This window comes from Streptomyces sp. NBC_00557 (assembly GCF_036345995.1).
Lineage (GTDB): Bacteria > Actinomycetota > Actinomycetes > Streptomycetales > Streptomycetaceae > Streptomyces.
In genome coordinates, this window is record NZ_CP107796.1 from 1,190,333 (window position 1) to 1,209,254 (window position 18,922).

The following is an 18,922-nucleotide window of genomic DNA, read 5'->3' on the forward strand; positions in this document are numbered from 1 at the left end:
GGCGTTTTCACATGTGGGCGCCGTGGCTGGGCGCGGGCGCCGGGGCGTGGGCGAGCAGATGGCGTACGAGGGTGAGCAGGGTCTGGACCCCGGAGCTGGAGATCCGGGCGTCGCAGCGGACCACGGGGATCTCGGGGTCGAGGTCGATGGCGGCGCGCACCTCCTCGGTGTCGTAGCGGTATCCGCCGTCGAACTCGTTGACGGCGACGATGAAGCCGAGTCCGCGTTCCTCGAAGAAGTCCACGGCGGCGAAGCAGTCCTGCAGCCGCCGGGTGTCGGCGAGGATCACCGCGCCGAGCGCGCCCTCGGACAGCTCGTCCCACATGAACCAGAACCGCTCCTGTCCGGGGGTGCCGAACAGGTAGAGCACATGGTCCGGATCGAGGGTGATCCGGCCGAAGTCCATGGCGACCGTCGTCTCCATCTTGTTCTCGACGCCGTCGAGACTGTCCGTGCCGACGCTGACCGTGGTGAGCAGCTCCTCCGTGCTGAGCGGCGCGATCTCGCTGACCGCGCCCACGAAGGTCGTCTTGCCGACCCCGAACCCGCCCGCCACCAGGATCTTCAGGGCGGTCGGGAACGGGTCAGAGCTGTCGTCGTAGTCCATCGAGCACTGCCTCCAGCAGAGACCGGTCAGTGGGTGTGTGGTGGAAGGCGGGGGGTTTGGTGGTCAGCGCCCCGCAGTCGACGAGGTCCGAGAGCAGCACCTTGGTGACCACGGCGGGCAGTTTCAGATGCGCGGCGATCTCGGCGACCGAGACGGGCGCCCGGCACAGCTCGAGCACCTGGGCGTGCTCGGGGCCGAGATAGCCGAGCGGGGTGACGCCGGTGGCCATCACCTGCGACATCAGGTCCAGCGCGACGCTGGGCTCGGTGCGTCCGTTGCTGACCGTGAACGGGCGCACCAGCCGTCCGGCCGCGTCGTCCAGCCAGGGACCGTCGCCGGCTGCGGCCACGCTCAAGGCCTCGTCGCCGTGGGTTCGACGGCGTGCTGCCGGGGGGCGGTCACCAGGTACGGCCGGACGCTCTTGACGAGCATCGCCATCTCGTAGCCGAGCACGGCGGCGTCGGCCTCACGTCCGGCGAGCACGGCGAGACAGGTGCCGGAGCCGGCGGTGGTGACGAACAGCAGGGCCGAGTCGAGTTCGACGACGACCTGGCGGACGTCCCCGCCGTCGCCGAACCGGACGCCCGCGCTGCGGCCGAGGGAGTACAGGCCCGAGGCCAGGGCCGCCATGTGGTCGGCGCTGTCGATGTCCAGGCCGTGCACGGACTTCACCAGCCCGTCGCAGGACAGCAGCACCGCGCTGGAGGTGTGCGGTACGCGCTGCACGAGGCCGCTCAGCAGCCAGTCGAGGTCGGCGTGGGCGGTGGTCGGCGCATCGCTCGCCATGGTGGATCGACTCCTTGGGGTACGAAGGTCTGCGGAAGCGCTGGGATGGGGGGCGCGTGGCCGCAGGTGGGGGTGGGCACGGTGCGGGCGTCAGCCGGCCGGGGCGCTCCCGTCGGGCCGGCCGGCGCCAGGAGCACCGTCGGGGGTGGGCGCATGGGGGCGCCCCTGGGATATGGAGGTGCGGTCCATGTGCTCCGGACCCGTGGGGTCCGGTTGTACGCGCGGTGGGTCGGTGAACTCACTGACAGCTGCGGGAAGTTGATAGGCCGCCATGAAAGCGGTGTGGGTGGTGTCCGGCTGCACGGACTGCATGGGGGGCGCGTCTGGGGGGTGGGGGGCGTTTGTGTGGGCGTTCTCCATGGGGCCCGCGCCCATGTGCGCCGCGTCCAGGTGTCCGGAGTCCGGCGGACCGCCGGCACGTGCGTGGCCGTATTCCGGCTGGGCGGGGCTCCGGTGGGCGGCGGGCTGCTCCTCGCTCTCCAAGTGCTGCTGCGCCTCGGCGAGTCCGATCCCGCGCTGGAACGCCGCCATCAGTCCGGGGTCGTGGCCGGGGACGGTGTCGCCGTCCTGGCGGGGCAGGGGGCCGCCGCGCAGCTGGGGGACGATGTGCTCCTGGGCACGGCGGCGGGGCAGCCGGGGCTTGCCCATGGTGCCGGAGCGGGGCGTGGGCAGGATGCCCGCGTGCGCCTCGACCGCCGCCCGGTCCTCCGCGCCGATGCCGGGAAGGGCCTCGGCGGGGGTGGGCCGGTCCTGCCGGGCGCCCCGCACGGGAAGCGGCGCGAGACCGCCTCCGCTCCGACCGGCGTCACCGCTCTCCGCACCACGCCGCCCGGCGCCGTTCTCGCCGTACGGCCCGGCGCAGCTTGCTCCATGCTCCTCAGCCACGCTCTCGCCGTACGGCCCGGCGCCGCTTTCGGCAGGCTGCCCGGCCCCGCTCTCGCCGCCGTGGCCCGCGCTGCCCCGCTGGGCGTGCCGGCGGCGCCCGGTCGCCCGTGTCTGCCCGCCGCCGGGGCCCGCCTCACCCCAGGAGGCCACGACGGCCCCTCCCCCGGCCTCGGATCCCGGTACCGCCGGGACCTCGGCACCGGGCCCGATACCGCCGTACGCGGAGCCCGCCTCGCCCGTCCGCACCCCCGTGGCAGACGCGGAAGGCGCGTCCGGCACGGACCCCCGCGCCTGCCCCGCCCCGTGCCCGGCGTCCGTCGGCCCCTGCGTCCGGTGCACGGCCGTTCCGGTGCCCGTCCCCGCGCCCGCCCCGGCGACCGTGCCGCCCGGACCGGGTGCCGTACCCAGCAACGCCTGCGGGACGACGAGTACGGCCTGCACGCCGCCGTAGATGTTGGTCTGGAGCCGGACGTGGATGCCGTGCCGCCGGGCGAGCTGGGAGACGACGTAGAGGCCGATGCGCCCGTCGGCCAGCAGGCTGGCGACGTTGACCTGGTCGGGGTCGGCGAGCAGGGCGTTCATCCGGTTCTGTTCGCCGACGGGCATGCCGAGGCCGCGGTCCTCGACCTCCACGGCGAGCCCGGAGGTGACGAGGCCCGCGCGGAGCAGCACTTGTGTGTGCGGGGCGGAGAACACCGAGGCGTTCTCGATGAGTTCGGCGAGCAGGTGGATGACGTCGGCGACGGCGTGGCCGCGCAGTTCGCCGTCGATGGGGGGCACCAGCTTGACCCGGGAGTACTGCTCGACCTCGGCGATGGCGGAGCGCAGCACCTCGGTCATGCTGACCGGGTTGCTCCACTGGCGCCGGGAGACGGCGCCGCCGAGCACGGCGAGGTTCTCGGCGTGCCGCCGGATGCGGGTGGCCAGGTGGTCCACGTGGAAGAGGCCCTTGAGCAGGTCGGGGTCCTCGATCTCGTTCTCCAGCTCGTCGAGGATCGAGATCTCCCGGTGCACGAGGGACTGCAGCCGGCGCGCGAGGTTGACGAACACCTCCAGCTTCTGCTCGCTGCCCGCCTGGCTGGAGAGCTGGGCCGCGCGCACGACGGCGGTGACGGCGCCGTCGTGCGCCCGGGCCAGGTCGGCGGCGAGCAGGTCGAAGTCGTCGGCGTCCGCGGGCGGCCGGCGGCGCGGTGCGCGCGGGGGCGGGGCCTCGCCCTGGCGCAACGCGTCGACCAGGGCGTGCAGGTCGGCCTCGCCGCGTGCGGCGGTGCGGCGCAGCGCGTCGACGCGGTCGGAGACCGAGCGGGCGGCCCGGTCGGCGGCCACGGCGGCGATGAGGATGCCGGCGACGGCCACGGTGGCCGCCCCGGCGAGCACGGCCCAGAGGGTGGGGCCGGTGCGGGCGCCGGCGGAGCGGATGCTGACGAGGACGGCGGCGGTGGCGCTGAGCGCCACCGCGAGGGGCGGCAGGACGGCGAGGCGCATGAGCTGGGGCCGTATCGGCGTCTCGGGCAGTGCGGGAGCGGGCCGGGCGACCGGCCGCCCGTGCCGGCCGCCCTCGCGGCGGTCGGCGGGGGCGGCCGGTGCTCGCAGGTCAGACATCTGCGTCCTCGTACTGGTCCGTCGGGCCTGTTCCTCGCGCGGTGCGCGAGGCGGGCATGCGTCATCGCGGTGTCGGCCCGCGGGCCGGCGGATCCGGCCTCGCGATGCGACGGACACTCACAGTAGTTGCCTGAGCATCATGTGCGGTGGGCAGTTGACAAAGTCACCCGAGGAGCGTCCCGCTCTGGTATGAAGCCTCGTACGACAGACCGATAACCCGGCCGCACGCCTCTCATGGAGCCGAAAGAGAGCGATAAGACCTGATCAAAAGCGGTCGGGAAGAAAAAGCGAGGGGTGGCGGACCTCGTCGGTCCACCACCCCTTCGCGTGTCCGCTCCCGACCGGCCGGCCACCCGGCGCTCCCGGGAAGCCGCTCCCGGCGGGCCGCGTGCACCGTCGAGGATGTAACGGAGCGTCGCAGCCTTGGCCCTGGCCCGCCGGGTGTCTCAGGTCCGCGCCGGCGGCTCCGCCACGAAGGCGCCGACCGAGCGCCAGGTGCGCCGGAGCTCTCCCGACACACCGCGCCACCAGGCCTCCGCCGGAAGCTTGCCCGCCGGCTCGAAGGGCTCGCCCGGCCGCGGCAGGGCCACCGCCTGGCCGCTCTCCCCGGCCGCCTCCTTCGTCCACTCGCCGGGCTCCGCCCACGGGTGCGGGGCCAGGTTGAAGGTGCCCCAGTGGATCGGCAGCAGCACGCCGTGCGGCGCTCCGCCCTGCAGGTCGAGGTGGGCGCGCAGGCCCTCCTCGGGCGTCATGTGGATGTCGGGCCAGAACTCGCTGTAGGCGCCGATCTGGATCATCGTGGCGTCGAACGGGCCGTGGGCCGCGCCGATGTCCTTGAAGCCCTCGAAATAGCCCGTGTCGCCGCTGTGGTGGATCCGGTGCTCCTCGCCGGCGACGGCCCAGGAAGCCCACAGGGTGTGCTGGGTGTTGCGCAGGCCGCGGCCGCAGAAGTGGCGGGCGGGGGTCGCGGTGAGGGTGAGGCCGCCGACCCGCGTCGACTCGTTCCAGTCCAGCTCGCGCAGCCGGTCCGGGGAGACGCCCCAGTGCTCCAGGTGCGCGCCGACGCCGAGCGGCACGGCGAACAGGGTGTCGGTGCCGGCCAGCGCCTTGACGGTGGGCAGGTCCAGGTGGTCGTAGTGGTCGTGGGAGATGACCACCACGTCGACCTCGCCGAGCGCGGCCAGCGGCAGGGGCACGGGGTGCAGCCGCTTGGGTCCGGCGAAGGGGAACGGGGAACAGCGCTCGCCCCAGACCGGGTCGAACAGCACCCGGTGGCCGTCGATCTCCGCGAGCACGCTGGAGTGGCCCATCCAGGTCAGCCGGAGTCCCGTGGCGGGCGGTCTGGCCAGGTCGGCGAAGGTGGTGGGGTGCACCGGGACGGTGCCCTTCGGGGCGCGCAGCGGCCGGGTCTCCTTGTCGAAGAAGACCTTCGCGAAGTCCAGCGCGGAGCCGGAGGGCCGGGTGCGTGCGGCGCCGCCCGGGTTCTGGAAGACGCCGTCCCTGAAGTTCGGGGAGCGGCGGATGCGTGCCATGCGCTCACCGCCGGGGTCCGCGCCGAAGGCCGCGGGCCGCAGCGCGCGGAGCGCGGAGCTCGAGGGACGCAGTCCGGTCACGGTACCTCCCGGTGAAGTGGGTGAGGCTCCCCATTATGGTCGGCCCCTGTGACAAACCGGCCGCGCCGGGTGCCCTGCCCCTCCGGCGATTCCGGTTGGTGACGCGGTCCTCGGCGCCGCTCTTTGGTGACGGATCAGGGGGGCGTGGCAAGGGCGCGGTTGAGCAGCGCCGAGCGGCGGGAGAAGCTGCTGCCTGCCGCCGTCGGGCGGATCGAGGCGCGGGGCGCGGCGGGGCCGGTCCCGCGAACGCGCGTACAGCGGTGGGCGGGCGACGCGCACGCATGCGAACCGGGCAGGATCGGGGCGGCGTTGGCGGAAGGCCAGGGGCCCCGAGGGCGACCGGCCCTGCCCCGCGCCGCGAGCCGTACGGCGCGGGGCAGGCCGCTGTCGTCACGCCACCGACGTGATGCGCATCTTGATGTCGTCGGGCGACAGGGTGCCCTTCGCTGTGACGTGGTCGCCGGAGGACTCGCCGCGCAGGCGGCGGCCGATCCAGGGGACGAGGTACTCGCGGGCCCAGTGGACGTCGTCGCGGCGGATCTCCAGGGTGCCCCGGGGCGGCAGCGGGGGCCACGGCTGCTCCGGGTCGGCCGGGACCTCCAGGCCGAGGACCTGGCCGGCGCGCAGCGCCACGCGCGTGTGCCCCTCGGGTGAGAGGTGCAGGCGGTCGCTGTCCCAGGCCCTGCGGTCCTGCACGGACTTCAGGGACCACAGGTCGAGCACGGGGCAGCCGTACCGGTCGGCGATGGCGCGCACGTGCCCGTTGTACGTGGCGATCTTGCCGCGCAGATGCTTGAGCACGGGGACGCCGCGGGTGTCGAACCCGGTCGTCACCATGACGGTCCCGGCCGCCTCGGTCAGCCTGGCCACGGCTCGTTCGAAGCGCTCGGCCACCTCGTCCGGGTCGGTGCCGGGGCGGATGATGTCGTTGCCGCCGGCGCAGAAGGAGACCAGGTCCGGGGCCAGTTCGACGGCCTTGGGGACCTGGTCCCGCACGATCTGGTCGAGGAGTTTGCCGCGCACCGCGAGGTTGGTGTAGGTGAAGTCGCCCTCGGGCCGCCGGTCGGCGAGCAGTACCGCGAACCGGTCGGCCCAGCCGACGAACGCCCCGTCGGGCCCGGGGTCGCCGACGCCCTCGGTGAAGCTGTCCCCCACCGCCACGTACGACCCGATCACTGATCTGTTGTCACTCTTCGAATCGTCTGCCACATCGGACCATGATTCACCTTCGGATGTGACCTACGCGACCGTAAGGAAGGGTTGACTACCCGTGAGATGAGACACCCTTGAATCGTCGGCGATCCGGGAATACGGCCGGGCGGAAGGCTCAGACGCGGCGCAGGCGGAGAACCGTGGCGTCCAGGTCGCCCTTGAGCCCCGTGCGCAGCCCGTGGTGCAGCAGGACGGCGCCCCGGTGGACCTCGCCCGTCTCACGGCATTCGTACGACGCGGTCGGGTCGAGTCCGCGCAGCCGCAGCGCCGGCACCGGTTCGCCGTAGCTCTGCGCCTGGAGCCAGGCGAGGACCACCGCCTCCTCCCCCAGGACGTACTGGACGGCGCTCAGACCGCCGGCCGGAGGCCGCAGCCGGTACAGATCGCCCTGCTGGACGACCGGCCGGATCTCCTTGTAGAGCTCGATCCACCGCCGGGCCTCGGCCAGTTCCCCGGCCGTCCACTCGGTCAGGTCGCCGCCGACGCCGAGCACGCCCGCCATGGCGCTGACGAAGCGGAAGCGCAGGCTGCTGACCCGGCCGTTGAGCTGGGTGTTCGGGCTGTCGGTGACCCAGGCGGCCATCACCCGGGCGGGATGGATCTGGCTGAAGCCGTGCTGGATGGCCAGGCGGTCGAGCGGGTCGGTGTTGTCGGAGGTCCACACCTGGTCGGTGCGGCTCAGCACCCCGAGGTCGATCCGGCCGCCACCGCCCGAGCAGGACTCGAAGGCGACCCCCGGGTGAGCGGCGCGCAGCCGGTCCAACAGGGCGTACAGCGCGCGGACGTGGTCCACCCACAGGCGCTGCGGGTACGGCTCGCCGGGCCAGCCGGCGTCGGTGAAGCAGCGGTTGAAGTCCCACTTCACATAGTCGATCGGCGCGCTGGAGAGCAGGGCGTCGAGCTGCTCCCACAGGTACTCCTGGACGTCCTCGCGGGCGAGGTTGAGGACGAGCTGGTTGCGCAGTTCCGTCCGCTTCCGTCCCGGTTGGTACTGCACCCAGTCGGGGTGGGCACGGTACAGCTCGCTGTCCGGGTTGACCATCTCGGGCTCGACCCAGATGCCGAACCGCATGCCGAGCCCGTGCACCTGCTCGGCGAGGGGCTTCAGGCCGTGCGGGAAGCGGTCGGGGTTGGGTGTCCAGTCGCCGAGGCCCGCGCGGTCGCTGGTGCGGGCGCCGAACCAGCCGTCGTCCACGACGAACAGCTCGACCCCGATCTCGGCGGCCCGCCGGGCGAGCGCGAGCTGCTGCTCCTCGGAGATGTCGAAGTAGGTGGCCTCCCAGGAGTTGAAGAGCACCGGCCGGTCCTGCCCGGCGTCCGGGATGACGTACGCGCGCTGGTAGGCGTGCCATGCGCGGCTCGCGCCGCCGAAGCCGCCGTCGCTCCACAGGCCCGCGAAGACGGGCGTGGTGTACGACTCCCCCGGCTGAAGGAGCAGCAGCCCCGAGTCGTCGTAGCCGGCGCCGCCGGTGATCTGCACGCGCGTGTCGGGGAGTTGGGCGACCGCGATGCGCCAGGAACCGGACCAGCCCAGCGCGCAGCCGTAGACCTCGCCGTGCTCCTCGGTGGCGTCGGCGTCGAGCGCCACCCAGGGCAGGTGCTGGTGGCCGGTGTGGCCGCGGCGGCTGCCGATGACCTTCTCGCCGTAGGTGAGGGGCGCGCTGGTGAGGCGGGACTCGGCGGCCCAGCGGCCGTGCAGCTGGGACAGCCGCCAGCCGTCGCGGTCGGGCAGGGTCCAGGTGGCGGCGTCGGCGCGCAGCAGCTCCACGCGCGCGTGCGTGCCGTTGGCCACGGTGACCCAGCGCTCGACGACGTCACCGCGCATCCGGTAGTGCAGGGTGATCGCGAGGCCGTCGTCGTCGAAGCGCAGCCGCAGCTCGTCGCCCTCCGTGCCGTGCGCCGCGACCTCGTGCGCCACGAAGCGCCACTCGGTGCCGCGGCGTTCGCCGGTGCGCACGGACAGGGCGGGGCGGACGAAGCGCGGGCCGCCCTCGACGGGGTACTCCTCGCGGCCGTCGAGCGGGGACTCGAAGGGCCGGTACCCGGGCAGCGGGTCCGCGGCGAGGGCCTCGGCGTCCGCGAGCGCGATGCGCGGCCCCCAGTGCAGGTGGAGCAGCTCGTCCGCGTCGGTGAGATGCAGGGCGTAGCTGCTGGTGGGCCCCGAAAGGAGCCAGGTACGACCGTCGTCGGCGATGTCCACCACGTAAGACCTCACAGGGTTCAACAGATCCGCTCAAGTGCCAACATCATTGGCCCCCGGAGCCCTGGTGACAATGCCTGTGGACAACTCCTTGCCCCAGGAAACCGATGTCGTATGGTCGTCGGAGCGCCCGCCGGCCAGACGCGGCGGCGGGCCCGAGCCGGGAGGAGCCCCCGTGACGCAGCAGGTCCCGTCGACCGAGCCGGAGCTGGCCGGAGTGCGCAATTTCCGTGACGTGGGCGGACTGCCGACCGTCGACGGGCGCCGGGTGCGGTACGGCGTGCTGTTCCGCAGCGGCCACCTGGCGCACGCGACCGAGGAGGACGCGGCCTTCCTCGCCTCCCTGGGCCTGCACACGATCTTCGACTTCCGCAACGCGGCCGACCAGAAGCTGGAGGGCCCGGACGTCGAGCTGCCCGGTGTGCGCAACGTGAACCTGCCGCTGAGCGATCCGGCGGACGGCGCCGAGTTCTGGAAGATGGTCCGCGAGGGCGACCTGGACCAGCTGCGCGGGATCCTGGCCGACGGCAAGGGGGCGGCCCGGATGATCGCCTCGTACCGGACGATCGTCAAGGAGCGCACCGCCGAGCACTCCCGGGTGCTGCGGGCGCTCGCCGAGGACAGCGTGCCCGCCCTGATGCACTGTGCGGCGGGCAAGGACCGCGCGGGCATCTCCGTAGCCGTGACCCTCCTCGCCCTGGGCGTGGAGCGCGAGGCGATCGTCGCCGACTACCTGGAGTCCAACGCCAAGCACCGGCGCTACAAGGTCCGCCGCAGCGGCAGTGCGGACACCGCGTACACCCCGGAGGTCATGGAGCTGCTCAGCCCCCTCTTCGACGCCCGCGCCGAGTACCTGGAAGCGGCGTTCGAGACCATCGAGGAGACCTGGGGCGGGGTCGACGCCTACCTGGAGCAGGGCCTCGGCCTCAGCCCGGCGTCCCGCGACCGCCTGCGCGAGCGTCTGCTGGACTGAGCACGGGCGGCCGCGCCGCCCACCGAGGTCAGGGCGCGTCGCCCGCCCGGGTCGGTGCTTCTCAGTTCTTCGCCCCGAGGGCGAACAGCAGGAAGAGGAACGCTGCCAGGACATGGCCCGCGGCGATGTAGATGATCAGGCGGATCCACAGGGCACGGGGGAACTTGGTCTCGAAGTCGCTCACGGCAGGTCTCCGGTCAGCGGCCCCAGGCACAGCGTGGCCGTGGGGCTCTGCAGCAGGGTGTGGACGAACAGCAGCTCGACGCCGTCGTGGTCCTCGGCGGCGAGCCGGTGCGGGGTGAGCGAGTCGAAGTGCGCGCTGTCGCCGGGCGCGAGCAGGTGCACGGTGTCACCGAGCCGCAGCCGCAGCCGCCCCCGCAGGACATGGAGCCACTCCTCGCCGGGGTGGACACGCACGATGTCGCCCTGCGAGCCGTACGGCACGCGCACGCGCAGCGCCTGCATCGCGCGGCCGGGGGCACCGGCCTGGACGTACGTCCAGCCGCCGGCCCGGGTCGGCTCCATGTCCCCGGCCCGCACGATCGCGTCCGGGTCGGCGGCCCTCTCGCCCAGCAGCCCGGAGACGGTCGTACCGTAGATGCGGGCGAGGGCCAGCAGCATCGGCAGGGACGGCTGCCTCTGTCCGGTCTCCAGCCGGGACAGATGCGCCGGGGAGAGCCCGGCGGCTCGGGCGGCGGCCTCCAGGGTGAGACCGGCGCGCCGGCGCAGGCCGCGCAGCTGAGGGGCGACGGCTGGCAGCTCGTCGCCCGGGCCCGTCGGCGGCCCGGAGTCTGAGGCGTTCATGCCTCCATTCAGCCCCAGCCTTGCCCGCAGGGCAATTTTGTTGCCTCACGGGCAAAAGCCGAGGTGGCCGGTCAGCGGTTGGCCACGGCCTGCTTGATCAGGGTCTTGCCGAAGTCCCACATCAGCCCGCCGCCGCTGTGCGCGTCGTCCATCACGGCCGTGAAGGCGTCCACGAAGCGGTCGACGTCCGCCTCGTCGATGACCAGCGGCGGGATCAGCTTGATCACCTCCAGATGGTCGCCGGAGACCTGGGTGAGGATCCGGTGCCGCTGCAGCAGCGGCACGACCACCATCTGAGCGAACAGGCCCTTGCGGGCCGTCTGCAGCATGGTCCAGCGGCTGCGCAGCTTCAGCGAGGTGGGCCGGCCGAACTCGATGCCGATCATCAGACCCCGGCCGCGCACGTCGGCGAGGAGCTCGTAGGTGTCGATCAGCGCCGTCAGCCGGGACTTCAGCAGCTCGCCCGTCCGGCGGACGCCCGCCACGATCTGCTCGTTCTCCATGACGGACAGCACCGCGAGGCCGCATGCCATCGCCTGGGCGTTGGAGCCGAAGCTCGCCGAGTGGACGAGGACCCGGTCCATGGACGAGTAGACCTTCTTGAAGATCCAGTCCTTGCCGAGCGTGGCGCCGACGGGGACGTATCCGCCGGACAGGGCCTTGGCCACGCACACCAGGTCCGGTTCGACGCCGTCCTCGTGCTGGTAGGCGTAGAAGTCGCCGGTGCGGCCGAGACCGGTCTGCACCTCGTCGGCGATGAGCAGCGCCTTGTGCCGGTGCAGCAGGTCCTGCGCGGCACGCAGATAGCCGGGCGGGGCCTCGTGCACGCCCTTGCCCTGGATCGGCTCCACGATCAGCGCGGCCACGTCGCCCTTCTTCAGCTCCCGGGCCAGGGCGTCGAGATCGCCGAGGGGGACGGCGGTGTCGGGCAGCAGCGGGGCGAAGCCGTCGCGGAAGCCGCGCTCGCCGTTGACCGACAGGGAGCCGGTGGTCAGGCCGTGGAAGGCGTGCTCGCAGTACAGGACACGGGGCCTGCCGGTGGCGTACCGGGCGAACTTCAGGGCCGTCTCGACGGCCTCGGTGCCGCTGTTGCCGAAGAACACCCGGTCCAGGTGCGGGCTGTGGGTGAGCAGGCGCTCGGCGAGCAGGCCGGGCAGCGGCTGGCAGTCGAACCGGGTGAGGTCGGCGAGGTCCAGGTCGAGCACGTCGTGCAGCGCCTTGCGGACGACCGGGTGATGGCGGCCCAGGCCCATCACCCCGAACCCGGCGAGCATGTCCAGGTAGTCGTTGCCCTCCGCGTCGAAGAAGTGGGCGCCCTCGGCCCGCTCGTAGACCTTGTCGAAGCCGATGGTGTGCAGCATGCGCGGGAGCTGCGGGTTGAGGTACCTGGTGTGCAGCTCGTAGCGTTCGGCTCCGCGCTCGGCGAGCAGCGTGCCGAGGTCGAACTCCGTGCTCATTCACTCTCCTTGGCTGTGCCGTCCGCGTCCTTGACGGCCAGGCTCCCACTGATCCGCCCGGCGATCTCGACGGGCGTGAGGCCGATGTCGGCGAGCACCTCGCTGCGTTTGGCGTGCGCGAGGAACTGCTCCGGGATGCCGAAGCGCCGTACCGGCACGTCCACATCGGCGTCGCCGAGGGCGAGGGCCACGGCCGAACCGACGCCCGCGGAGCGGCTGTTGTCCTCCACCACGGCCACCAGCCGGTGCCCGGCCGCGAGGCCCGGCAGTGCGGGGTCGACGGGCTTGACCCACCGCGGGTCCACCACCGTGCAGTGGATGCCGCGGGCCTGAAGCAGGTCGGCCGCCTGGAGGCACACCGGGGCCATCACGCCCACGGCCACCAGCAGCACCTCGGGGTGCTCGGCGCGGTGCAGCACGTCCATCCCGCCGATCCGGCCGACCGCCGGGATGTCCGGGCCGACCGACTCCTTCGGGAAGCGGACCAGGGTGGGCGCGTCGTCCACGGCGACGGCCTCGCGCAGCTGGGCGCGCAGCTGGCCCGCGTCGCGCGGTGCGGCGATCCTCAGTCCGGGCACGACCTGGAGGATCGACATGTCCCACATGCCGTTGTGGGACGGCCCGTCGGAGCCGGTGACGCCGGCCCGGTCGAGCACGAAGGTGACCCCGCAGCGGTGCAGGGCGACGTCCATGAGCAGCTGGTCGAAGGCGCGGTTGAGGAAGGTGGCGTAGACGGCGACGACCGGGTGCAGCCCGCCGGTGGCGAGACCGGCCGCCGACACCGCCGCATGCTGCTCGGCGATGCCCACGTCCCACACCCGGTGGGGGAAGCGCTCGGCGAACCCGGCCAGGCCCACCGGATGCAGCATGGCCGCCGTGATGGCGACGACGTCGTCCCGTTCCTCGCCGATCCTCACCATCTCGTCGCCGAACACCGAGGTCCACGAGGGCCCGTTGGCGGGCGTCAGGGGCTCGCAGGTGCGCGGGTCCATCACGCCGACGGTGTGGAAGTGGTCCTCCTCGTGGGCGAGGGCGGGTTCGTAGCCGCGGCCCTTGACGGTGAGGCAGTGGACCAGGACCGGGCCGTGGAAGCGTTTGGCGCGGCGCAGCGCGGACTCGACGGCCTTGATGTCGTGGCCGTCGATCGGGCCGACGTACTTCAGGCCCAGGTCCTCGAACATGCCCTGCGGGGCGAAGGCGTCCTTGAAGCCCTTCTTCGCGCCGTGCAGGGTCTCGTAGAGGGTGTTCCCGACGACCGGGGTGCGCAGCAGTACGTCCTTGCCCCAGGCGAGGATCTTCTCGTAGCTGTCGGTGGTGCGCAGGGTGGCCAGGTGGTTGGCGAGGCCGCCGATGGTCGGGGCGTAGGAGCGTTCGTTGTCGTTGACGACGATGATCAGCGGGCGGTCCTTGGCGGCCGCGATGTTGTTCAGCGCCTCCCAGGCCATGCCGCCGGTCAGCGCGCCGTCGCCGATGACGGCGACCACATGGCCCTTCTCCCCGAGCACCTGGTTGGCCTTGGCGAGACCGTCGGCCCAGCCGAGCGCGGTGGAGGCGTGGCTGTTCTCGATGACGTCGTGCTCGGACTCCTCGCGCGAGGGGTAGCCGGACAGCCCGCCCTTGCCGCGCAGCTTGGAGAAGTCCTGACGTCCTGTCAGCAGCTTGTGTACATAGGACTGGTGTCCGGTGTCCCACAGGATGCGGTCGACCGGCGACTCGAAGACCCGGTGCAGGGCGATGGACAGTTCCACCACTCCCAGGTTGGGCCCGAGGTGACCGCCGGTCCTCGACACCGCTTGCACCAGGAACTCGCGTATCTCCTCGGACAGTTCGCCGAGTTGCGCCTCCGACAGCGCCTTCAGGTCGCGTGGTCCCCGGATGTTCTCCAGAATGGTCACGCTGGGCCCCCTCTCGGTCCGTGCCGTGCTGTCTCGATTCACTCGTCTGCGGGGCTCGCCTGCTCGGCGAGTTTCATGGCCTCCTCGATGAGGGTCTCCACGATCTTCGACTCGGGGACGGTCTTGATGACCTCGCCCTTCACGAAGATCTGCCCCTTTCCGTTGCCTGAGGCAACTCCGAGGTCGGCCTCACGGGCCTCGCCCGGACCGTTCACGACACACCCCATCACCGCGACCCTGAGCGGCACTTCCATCCCGTCGAGGCCCGCGGTGACCTCCTCGGCGAGCTTGTAGACGTCGACCTGGGCACGGCCGCAGGACGGGCAGGAGACGATCTCCAGGCGCCGCTGCCTGAGGCCCAGGGCCTGCAGGATCTGGATGCCGACCTTGACCTCCTCGACCGGCGGGGCCGACAGCGAGACGCGGATCGTGTCGCCGATGCCCTGGGAGAGCAGCGCGCCGAAGGCCACCGCCGACTTGATCGTGCCCTGGAACGCCGGGCCCGCCTCGGTCACGCCCAGGTGCAGCGGGTAGTCGCACTGTTCGGCGAGCTGACGGTAGGCCTCGATCATCACGACCGGGTCGTTGTGCTTGACGGAGATCTTGATGTCCCGGAAGTCGTGCTCCTCGAAGAGGGACGCCTCCCACAGCGCGGACTCGACCAGCGCCTCCGGGGTCGCCTTGCCGTACTTCTGCAGCAGGCGCTTGTCGAGGGAGCCGGCGTTGACGCCGATGCGGATCGGGGTGCCGTGGTCCTTGGCGGCCTTGGCGATCTCCTTGACCTGGTCGTCGAACTTCTTGATGTTGCCGGGATTGACGCGTACGGCCGCGCAGCCGGCCTCGATCGCCGCGAACACGTACTTCGGCTGGAAGTGGATGTCCGCGATCACCGGGATCTGGGACTTCCTCGCGATGGTCGCGAGGGCGTCCGCGTCGTCCTGCGTGGGGCAGGCGACGCGGACGATCTGGCAGCCGGACGCGGTGAGTTCCGCGATCTGCTGCAAGGTGGCGCCGATGTCCGACGTCCGGGTCGTCGTCATCGACTGCACCGACACGGGAGCCCCGCCCCCCACCGGCACCGGCCCGACGTGGATCTGCCGCGACCGCCTGCGCGGTGCGACCGGCCGGGCCGGTACCTCGGGGACGCCCAGGGGAACGGCGGTCATCGCGTCACTCCCGGTTCCCGGAGACGGTCTCGCGCATGGCCCGCAGCGACTCCTTCAGCGAGCCCATCGTGGCGAGGACGGCGGTGGGCTCGTAGCCGCAGTGCGCCATGCAGTTGGCGCAGCGCGGGTCCTTGCCGCGGCCGTACTTGTCCCAGTCGGTGTCCTCGACGAGTTCGCGGTACGTCGGCACGTACCCGTCGCTCATCAGGTAGCAGGGGCGCTGCCAGCCGAAGAGCGAGTAGTTCGGGATCGCCCACGCGGTGCACGGGAAGTCGACCTTGCCCTCCAGGAAGTCCAGGAAGAGCGGGGAGTGGTTGAGCCGCCAGCGCCTGCGGTTGCCGCCCGCGAAGGCCTTCTTGAACAGCTCGCGGGTCTGCTCGACACCGAGGAAGTGCTCCTGGTCGGGAGCCTTCTCGTAGGCGTAGGCGGGCGAGATCATCATCTCGTCGACCTTCAGGTCGTCGTTGAGGAAGTTGAGCACCTCGATGACGGTCTGCGGGGTGTCGGTGTTGAAGAAGGTGGAGTTGGTGGTCACCCGGAAGCCGCGCCGCTTGGCCTCCTTGATGGCCTCCACCGCCTCGTCGAACACGCCCTCCTTGGCGACGGACTCGTCGTGCCGCTCGCGCAGCCCGTCGATGTGCACGGCGAAGGCGAAGTAGGGAGAGGGCTTGAACTGGTCGATCTTCTTGCGCAGCAGCATCGCGTTGGTGCACAGGAAGACGTACTTCCGCCTGGCCACCAACTGGCGCACGATCTCGTCGATCTGAGGGTGCATCAACGGTTCGCCGCCGGCGATGGAGACCATCGGCGCACCCGACTCCAGCACCGCGCCCACGGCCTGGGCGACCGGCATGCGCTGCTTGAGCACGCCCGCCGGGTGCTGGATCTTGCCACAGCCCTCGCACTTGAGGTTGCAGGCGAAGAGCGGCTCCAGCTCGACGATGAGCGGAAACTTGTCCCGCCTGCGCAGCTTCTGTTCGGCCAGGTATGTAGCGACCTTGATGGACTGGCGCAACGGCATGGCCATCTGGCTCACCTCCGGGGGAGCGGCAAAGAACGGTGCCATTCGAAAAACGCGGGAAGAACAGAACGAAGAACGCGGAAAGCCGATATACCGCCGCGCACGGTGCCGATCCGGACGAGTTCGTGTTCGGGGGCGTCCACGACCACCCGTACGGCGGCGACGGGGCGCTCCCCGTCGCGGACCGCCATCAGGAGCGTGGCCGCCGACTCCATGTCGACCGCGATCGCACCGGTCGCGAGCAGGTCGGACCGCTCGTGGCCCCGCACGACGTGATCGGAGCCGGTCAGCGGGCCGGTGTGGACCGTGCGTCCGGGCAGGATGCGCACGAGTTCCTTGACCAGCAGTTCGGTGCCCACGCAGGCGACGCTGCCGCGCGGGTCCCGGGTCTGCTCGGCGACCACCAGGTCGCCGGGATGCATGCCGGGCGCGAGCCCGGCGCAGAAACCGGTGGCCAGCACGGCCGCGTCGGCGAGCGCCGGGTCCGCGAGCCGCCGGACGACGGAGCGTTCCGCCGCCCGGGGGCCCATGCCCGTACGGAGGAAGGTGACCGGCCCGTCCGCCCCGCTCCTGTCCCCGGTGCGCAGGGCGAGGTGCTCGATGCCGAGCGCGCAGGCGACCAGCAGCGGGACGGGGGCGGGCCGGGGGGTCATGTCAGCTCCCCTTCGCCTCGGGCAGCGGCCTGCGGGCGAGCAGACCGCGTTCGAAGGGGTCGCCGTGCAGATAGCGGCCGAGCGCGGTGAGCGGGAAGACCTGCCGGTACAGGTGGTAGTTGATGGAGAAGTCCCAGGGGAAGCCGGTGCCGGTGAAGTACGGCTCGTCCCAGGTGCCGTCCTCGCGCTGGGTGTCGGCCAGCCACTGGATGCCGCGCTCGACGGCCTTGGAGTCCTTCTCCCCCGCCGCGAGCAGCGCCATCAGCGCCCACGCGGTCTGCGAGGCGGTGGAGGCGCCCCGGCCGCTCCACTCCTTGACGTACTTGTAGGAGCGCAGGTCCTCCCCCCAGCCGCCGTCGTCGTTCTGCACCCTCTCCAGCCAGGCCACGGCCCGCCGGATCGCCGGGTGGGAGCCGGGCAGCCCGGCCGCGGTCAGCGCGGGGACCACCGAGCCGGTGCCGTAGATGTAGTTGACGCCCCAGCGCCCGAACCACGAGCCGTCCGGCTCCTGTTCGGCGAGCAGCCAGTCGATGCCGCGCCGGGTGCGCGGGTCGTGCGCGAGCCCCTCGGCGGCGAGCATCTCCACCACGTGCGCGGTGACGTCGGCGGACGGCGGGTCGATGACCTCGCCGAAGTCGCAGAACGGCAGCCGGTTGGGGAACGGGCTGGTGTTGTCGACGTCGAAGGCGCCCCACGCGCCGTTCTTCGACTGCATGCCCAGGTTCCAGCGCACCGCCCGCCCGATGGCCTTGTCCACGCGCTCGGGGTCGTGGTGCCTGACCCGGCGCAGCGCGAGGGAGACCTCCGCGGTGTCGTCGATGTCGGGGTAGTTGTCGTTGTGGAACTCGAACGCCCAGCCGCCCGGCGGGAGCTGGGGGCGGCGCACCGCCCAGTCGCCGGGCCGGACGATCTCCTCGCCGAGCATCCAGTCGGCCGCCTTGACCAGCTGCGGATGGTCGGCGGGCAGCCCCGCGTCGACGAGCGCGATGGTGGCGAGGCAGGTGTCCCAGACCGGGGACTGGCAGGCCTCGATCATCCGGGCGCCGTCCTCGCGCCAGACGGCGAAACGGTCCAGCGAGGCGAGGCCCTCGCGCAGCACCGGATGCTGGAGGTCGTAGCCGAGCAGGTGCAGGGCGATGATCGAGTAGACGGCCGGGGGCTGGATGCCGCCCCAGCAGCCGTCGTTCTCCTGGCGCTCGATGATCCAGCGGGCGGCGGAGTTCATCGCCGCTCTGCGGAGTCTGCGCACGGCCACCTTGCGGTAGCCGCGGACCACCTTGTCGAGCCGCTGGAACAGCCCGTCCCAGCTGGCCACCGGGGCGAGCGGCTGCGGCGGGCTGGGGTTCGCCGGGTCGGTGTGCAGCTCGTCCAGCGCGAACGGCGCCGGGCGCACCGGGCGCTTGGCGGAGACGATGGTCAGCGGCACGATCGTCTGCCGCGCCCAGCAGCCGAAGTCGTAGATGTTGAGCGGGAACCAGGTGGGGAAGTAGATGAGCTCCGGCGGGAGTTCGGGCAGATCCTCCCACTTCCACCAGCCGAACAGGGCGAGCCAGATCCGGGTGAAGACCCGGGAGGCGGCGATGCCGCCGCGCTCGCGGATCCAGGCGGACGCCTTCGCCATGTGCGGCGCGTCCGGCGCGTCGCCGGCCAGGCGCAGGGCGACGTACGCCTCGACGGTGGTGGACAGCTCGCCCGGACCGCCGTAGAAGGTGGCCCAGGTGCCGTCCTCGCGCTGCTCGCCGCGGATGAACTTCGCGGCGGCCTGCGTGGTCCGCTCGTCGCGGATCCCCAGGAACTGGCGCAGGAGCAGGTCCTCGGCGTCCATGGTGACGTTGGTCTCCAGGTCGCCCTTCCACCAGCCCTGGGCGTCCTGCCGGGCGAGCAGGAAGTCGGTGGCGCGCCGTGCGGCGCGTGCGGCGGCTTGTTGTACCCCGGCCGTCTCGGGGGTGGTGAGGGTGGTGTCGCTGGCCGCGGCAGCGCGGGACGGCACAGTCGCCCCGGTGCTTCCGTCGGTCGTCGCTGTCATGGCTTCCCCTTCGTGCAGTCGT

The 18,922-nt window shown here is 72.1% G+C and carries 16 protein-coding genes; 1 reads left to right on the forward strand and 15 read right to left on the reverse strand.

The window, feature by feature from the left end; translation table 11 throughout:
* Positions 1–7: 7 nt before the first annotated feature.
* The 7 genes from OG956_RS04670 to OG956_RS04700 all read right to left on the reverse strand — a co-directional run bounded on the left by OG956_RS04670 (position 8) and on the right by OG956_RS04700 (position 8,908).
* Positions 8–607 carry a GTP-binding protein gene (locus tag OG956_RS04670; RefSeq protein WP_330336652.1) on the reverse strand — a complete coding sequence of 200 codons (600 nt, stop codon included), beginning with the start codon at positions 605–607 and terminating at the stop codon, positions 8–10.
* Positions 585–956 carry a DUF742 domain-containing protein gene (locus tag OG956_RS04675; RefSeq protein ID WP_330336653.1) on the reverse strand — a complete coding sequence of 124 codons (372 nt, stop codon included), beginning with the start codon at positions 954–956 and terminating at the stop codon, positions 585–587. Before OG956_RS04675 ends, OG956_RS04670 begins: the two co-directional genes overlap by 23 nt.
* A 2-nt stretch (positions 957–958) precedes the next feature.
* Entirely contained in the window at positions 959–1,393 is a 435-nt protein-coding gene (locus OG956_RS04680) for a roadblock/LC7 domain-containing protein (RefSeq protein WP_330336654.1), read from the reverse strand.
* 90 nt (positions 1,394–1,483) lie between these two features.
* Positions 1,484–3,880, reverse strand: a complete 2,397-nt coding sequence (locus OG956_RS04685; protein WP_330336655.1) for an ATP-binding protein — start codon at positions 3,878–3,880, stop codon at positions 1,484–1,486.
* 446 nt (positions 3,881–4,326) lie between these two features.
* The gene (locus OG956_RS04690) at positions 4,327–5,493 is read right to left on the reverse strand and encodes an MBL fold metallo-hydrolase (protein WP_330336656.1); all 1,167 of its coding nucleotides are present in this window, start codon (positions 5,491–5,493) and stop codon (positions 4,327–4,329) included.
* Positions 5,494–5,883: 390 nt separating this feature from the next.
* A complete protein-coding gene (locus OG956_RS04695; protein ID WP_330336657.1) occupies positions 5,884–6,669 on the reverse strand; it encodes an SGNH/GDSL hydrolase family protein in 786 nt (261 codons plus the stop codon).
* 151 nt (positions 6,670–6,820) lie between these two features.
* Complete coding sequence (locus OG956_RS04700) at positions 6,821–8,908, reverse strand: alpha-galactosidase (protein ID WP_330342738.1); 2,088 nt, start codon at positions 8,906–8,908, stop codon at positions 6,821–6,823.
* Between the two features lie 172 nt (positions 8,909–9,080).
* On the opposite strand from OG956_RS04700, the gene OG956_RS04705 reads away from it, so the two are divergent.
* Positions 9,081–9,878: a tyrosine-protein phosphatase gene (locus OG956_RS04705; protein WP_330336658.1), complete on the forward strand. Its 798-nt coding sequence runs from the start codon at positions 9,081–9,083 to the stop codon at positions 9,876–9,878.
* Positions 9,879–9,939: 61 nt separating this feature from the next.
* Here the strand turns inward: OG956_RS04705 and OG956_RS04710 are convergent, their stop codons facing one another.
* The 8 genes from OG956_RS04710 to shc all read right to left on the reverse strand — a co-directional run bounded on the left by OG956_RS04710 (position 9,940) and on the right by shc (position 18,900).
* Entirely contained in the window at positions 9,940–10,062 is a 123-nt protein-coding gene (locus OG956_RS04710; RefSeq protein ID WP_330336659.1) for a DUF6126 family protein, read from the reverse strand.
* Positions 10,059–10,682: a helix-turn-helix domain-containing protein gene (locus OG956_RS04715; RefSeq protein WP_330336660.1), complete on the reverse strand. Its 624-nt coding sequence runs from the start codon at positions 10,680–10,682 to the stop codon at positions 10,059–10,061. Before OG956_RS04715 ends, OG956_RS04710 begins: the two co-directional genes overlap by 4 nt.
* Before the next feature lie 71 nt (positions 10,683–10,753).
* On the reverse strand, positions 10,754–12,139 hold the full coding sequence (locus OG956_RS04720) for an aspartate aminotransferase family protein (protein ID WP_330336661.1): 1,386 nt from the start codon (positions 12,137–12,139) through the stop codon (positions 10,754–10,756).
* Positions 12,136–14,034: a 1-deoxy-D-xylulose-5-phosphate synthase gene (gene dxs, locus OG956_RS04725; protein WP_330336662.1), complete on the reverse strand. Its 1,899-nt coding sequence runs from the start codon at positions 14,032–14,034 to the stop codon at positions 12,136–12,138. The genes OG956_RS04720 and dxs overlap by 4 nt, the downstream gene beginning before the upstream one ends.
* 38 nt (positions 14,035–14,072) lie before the next feature.
* Positions 14,073–15,200 carry a flavodoxin-dependent (E)-4-hydroxy-3-methylbut-2-enyl-diphosphate synthase gene (ispG, locus tag OG956_RS04730; protein ID WP_330336663.1) on the reverse strand — a complete coding sequence of 376 codons (1,128 nt, stop codon included), beginning with the start codon at positions 15,198–15,200 and terminating at the stop codon, positions 14,073–14,075.
* 4 nt (positions 15,201–15,204) lie between these two features.
* Positions 15,205–16,227: an adenosyl-hopene transferase HpnH gene (hpnH, locus tag OG956_RS04735; protein ID WP_330336664.1), complete on the reverse strand. Its 1,023-nt coding sequence runs from the start codon at positions 16,225–16,227 to the stop codon at positions 15,205–15,207.
* A 5-nt stretch (positions 16,228–16,232) separates the two neighbouring features.
* Positions 16,233–16,874, reverse strand: coding sequence for a phosphorylase family protein (locus OG956_RS04740; protein WP_330336665.1), 642 nt, complete (start codon positions 16,872–16,874; stop codon positions 16,233–16,235).
* Position 16,875: 1 nt separating this feature from the next.
* Positions 16,876–18,900: a squalene--hopene cyclase gene (gene shc / locus OG956_RS04745; protein WP_330336666.1), complete on the reverse strand. Its 2,025-nt coding sequence runs from the start codon at positions 18,898–18,900 to the stop codon at positions 16,876–16,878.
* Positions 18,901–18,922 lie beyond the last annotated feature (22 nt).

Coding starts and splice junctions, on each gene's coding strand:
- OG956_RS04685 (WP_330336655.1), bottom strand. CDS start 3,880: ATGTCTGACCTGCGAGCACCGGCCGCCCCCGCCGACCGCCGCGAGGGC.
- ispG (WP_330336663.1), bottom strand. CDS start 15,200: ATGACCGCCGTTCCCCTGGGCGTCCCCGAGGTACCGGCCCGGCCGGTC.
- OG956_RS04720 (WP_330336661.1), bottom strand. CDS start 12,139: ATGAGCACGGAGTTCGACCTCGGCACGCTGCTCGCCGAGCGCGGAGCC.
- hpnH (WP_330336664.1), bottom strand. CDS start 16,227: ATGGCCATGCCGTTGCGCCAGTCCATCAAGGTCGCTACATACCTGGCC.
- OG956_RS04740 (WP_330336665.1), bottom strand. CDS start 16,874: ATGACCCCCCGGCCCGCCCCCGTCCCGCTGCTGGTCGCCTGCGCGCTC.
- OG956_RS04670 (WP_330336652.1), bottom strand. CDS start 607: ATGGACTACGACGACAGCTCTGACCCGTTCCCGACCGCCCTGAAGATC.
- OG956_RS04715 (WP_330336660.1), bottom strand. CDS start 10,682: ATGAACGCCTCAGACTCCGGGCCGCCGACGGGCCCGGGCGACGAGCTG.
- OG956_RS04680 (WP_330336654.1), bottom strand. CDS start 1,393: ATGGCGAGCGATGCGCCGACCACCGCCCACGCCGACCTCGACTGGCTG.
- shc (WP_330336666.1), bottom strand. CDS start 18,900: ATGACAGCGACGACCGACGGAAGCACCGGGGCGACTGTGCCGTCCCGC.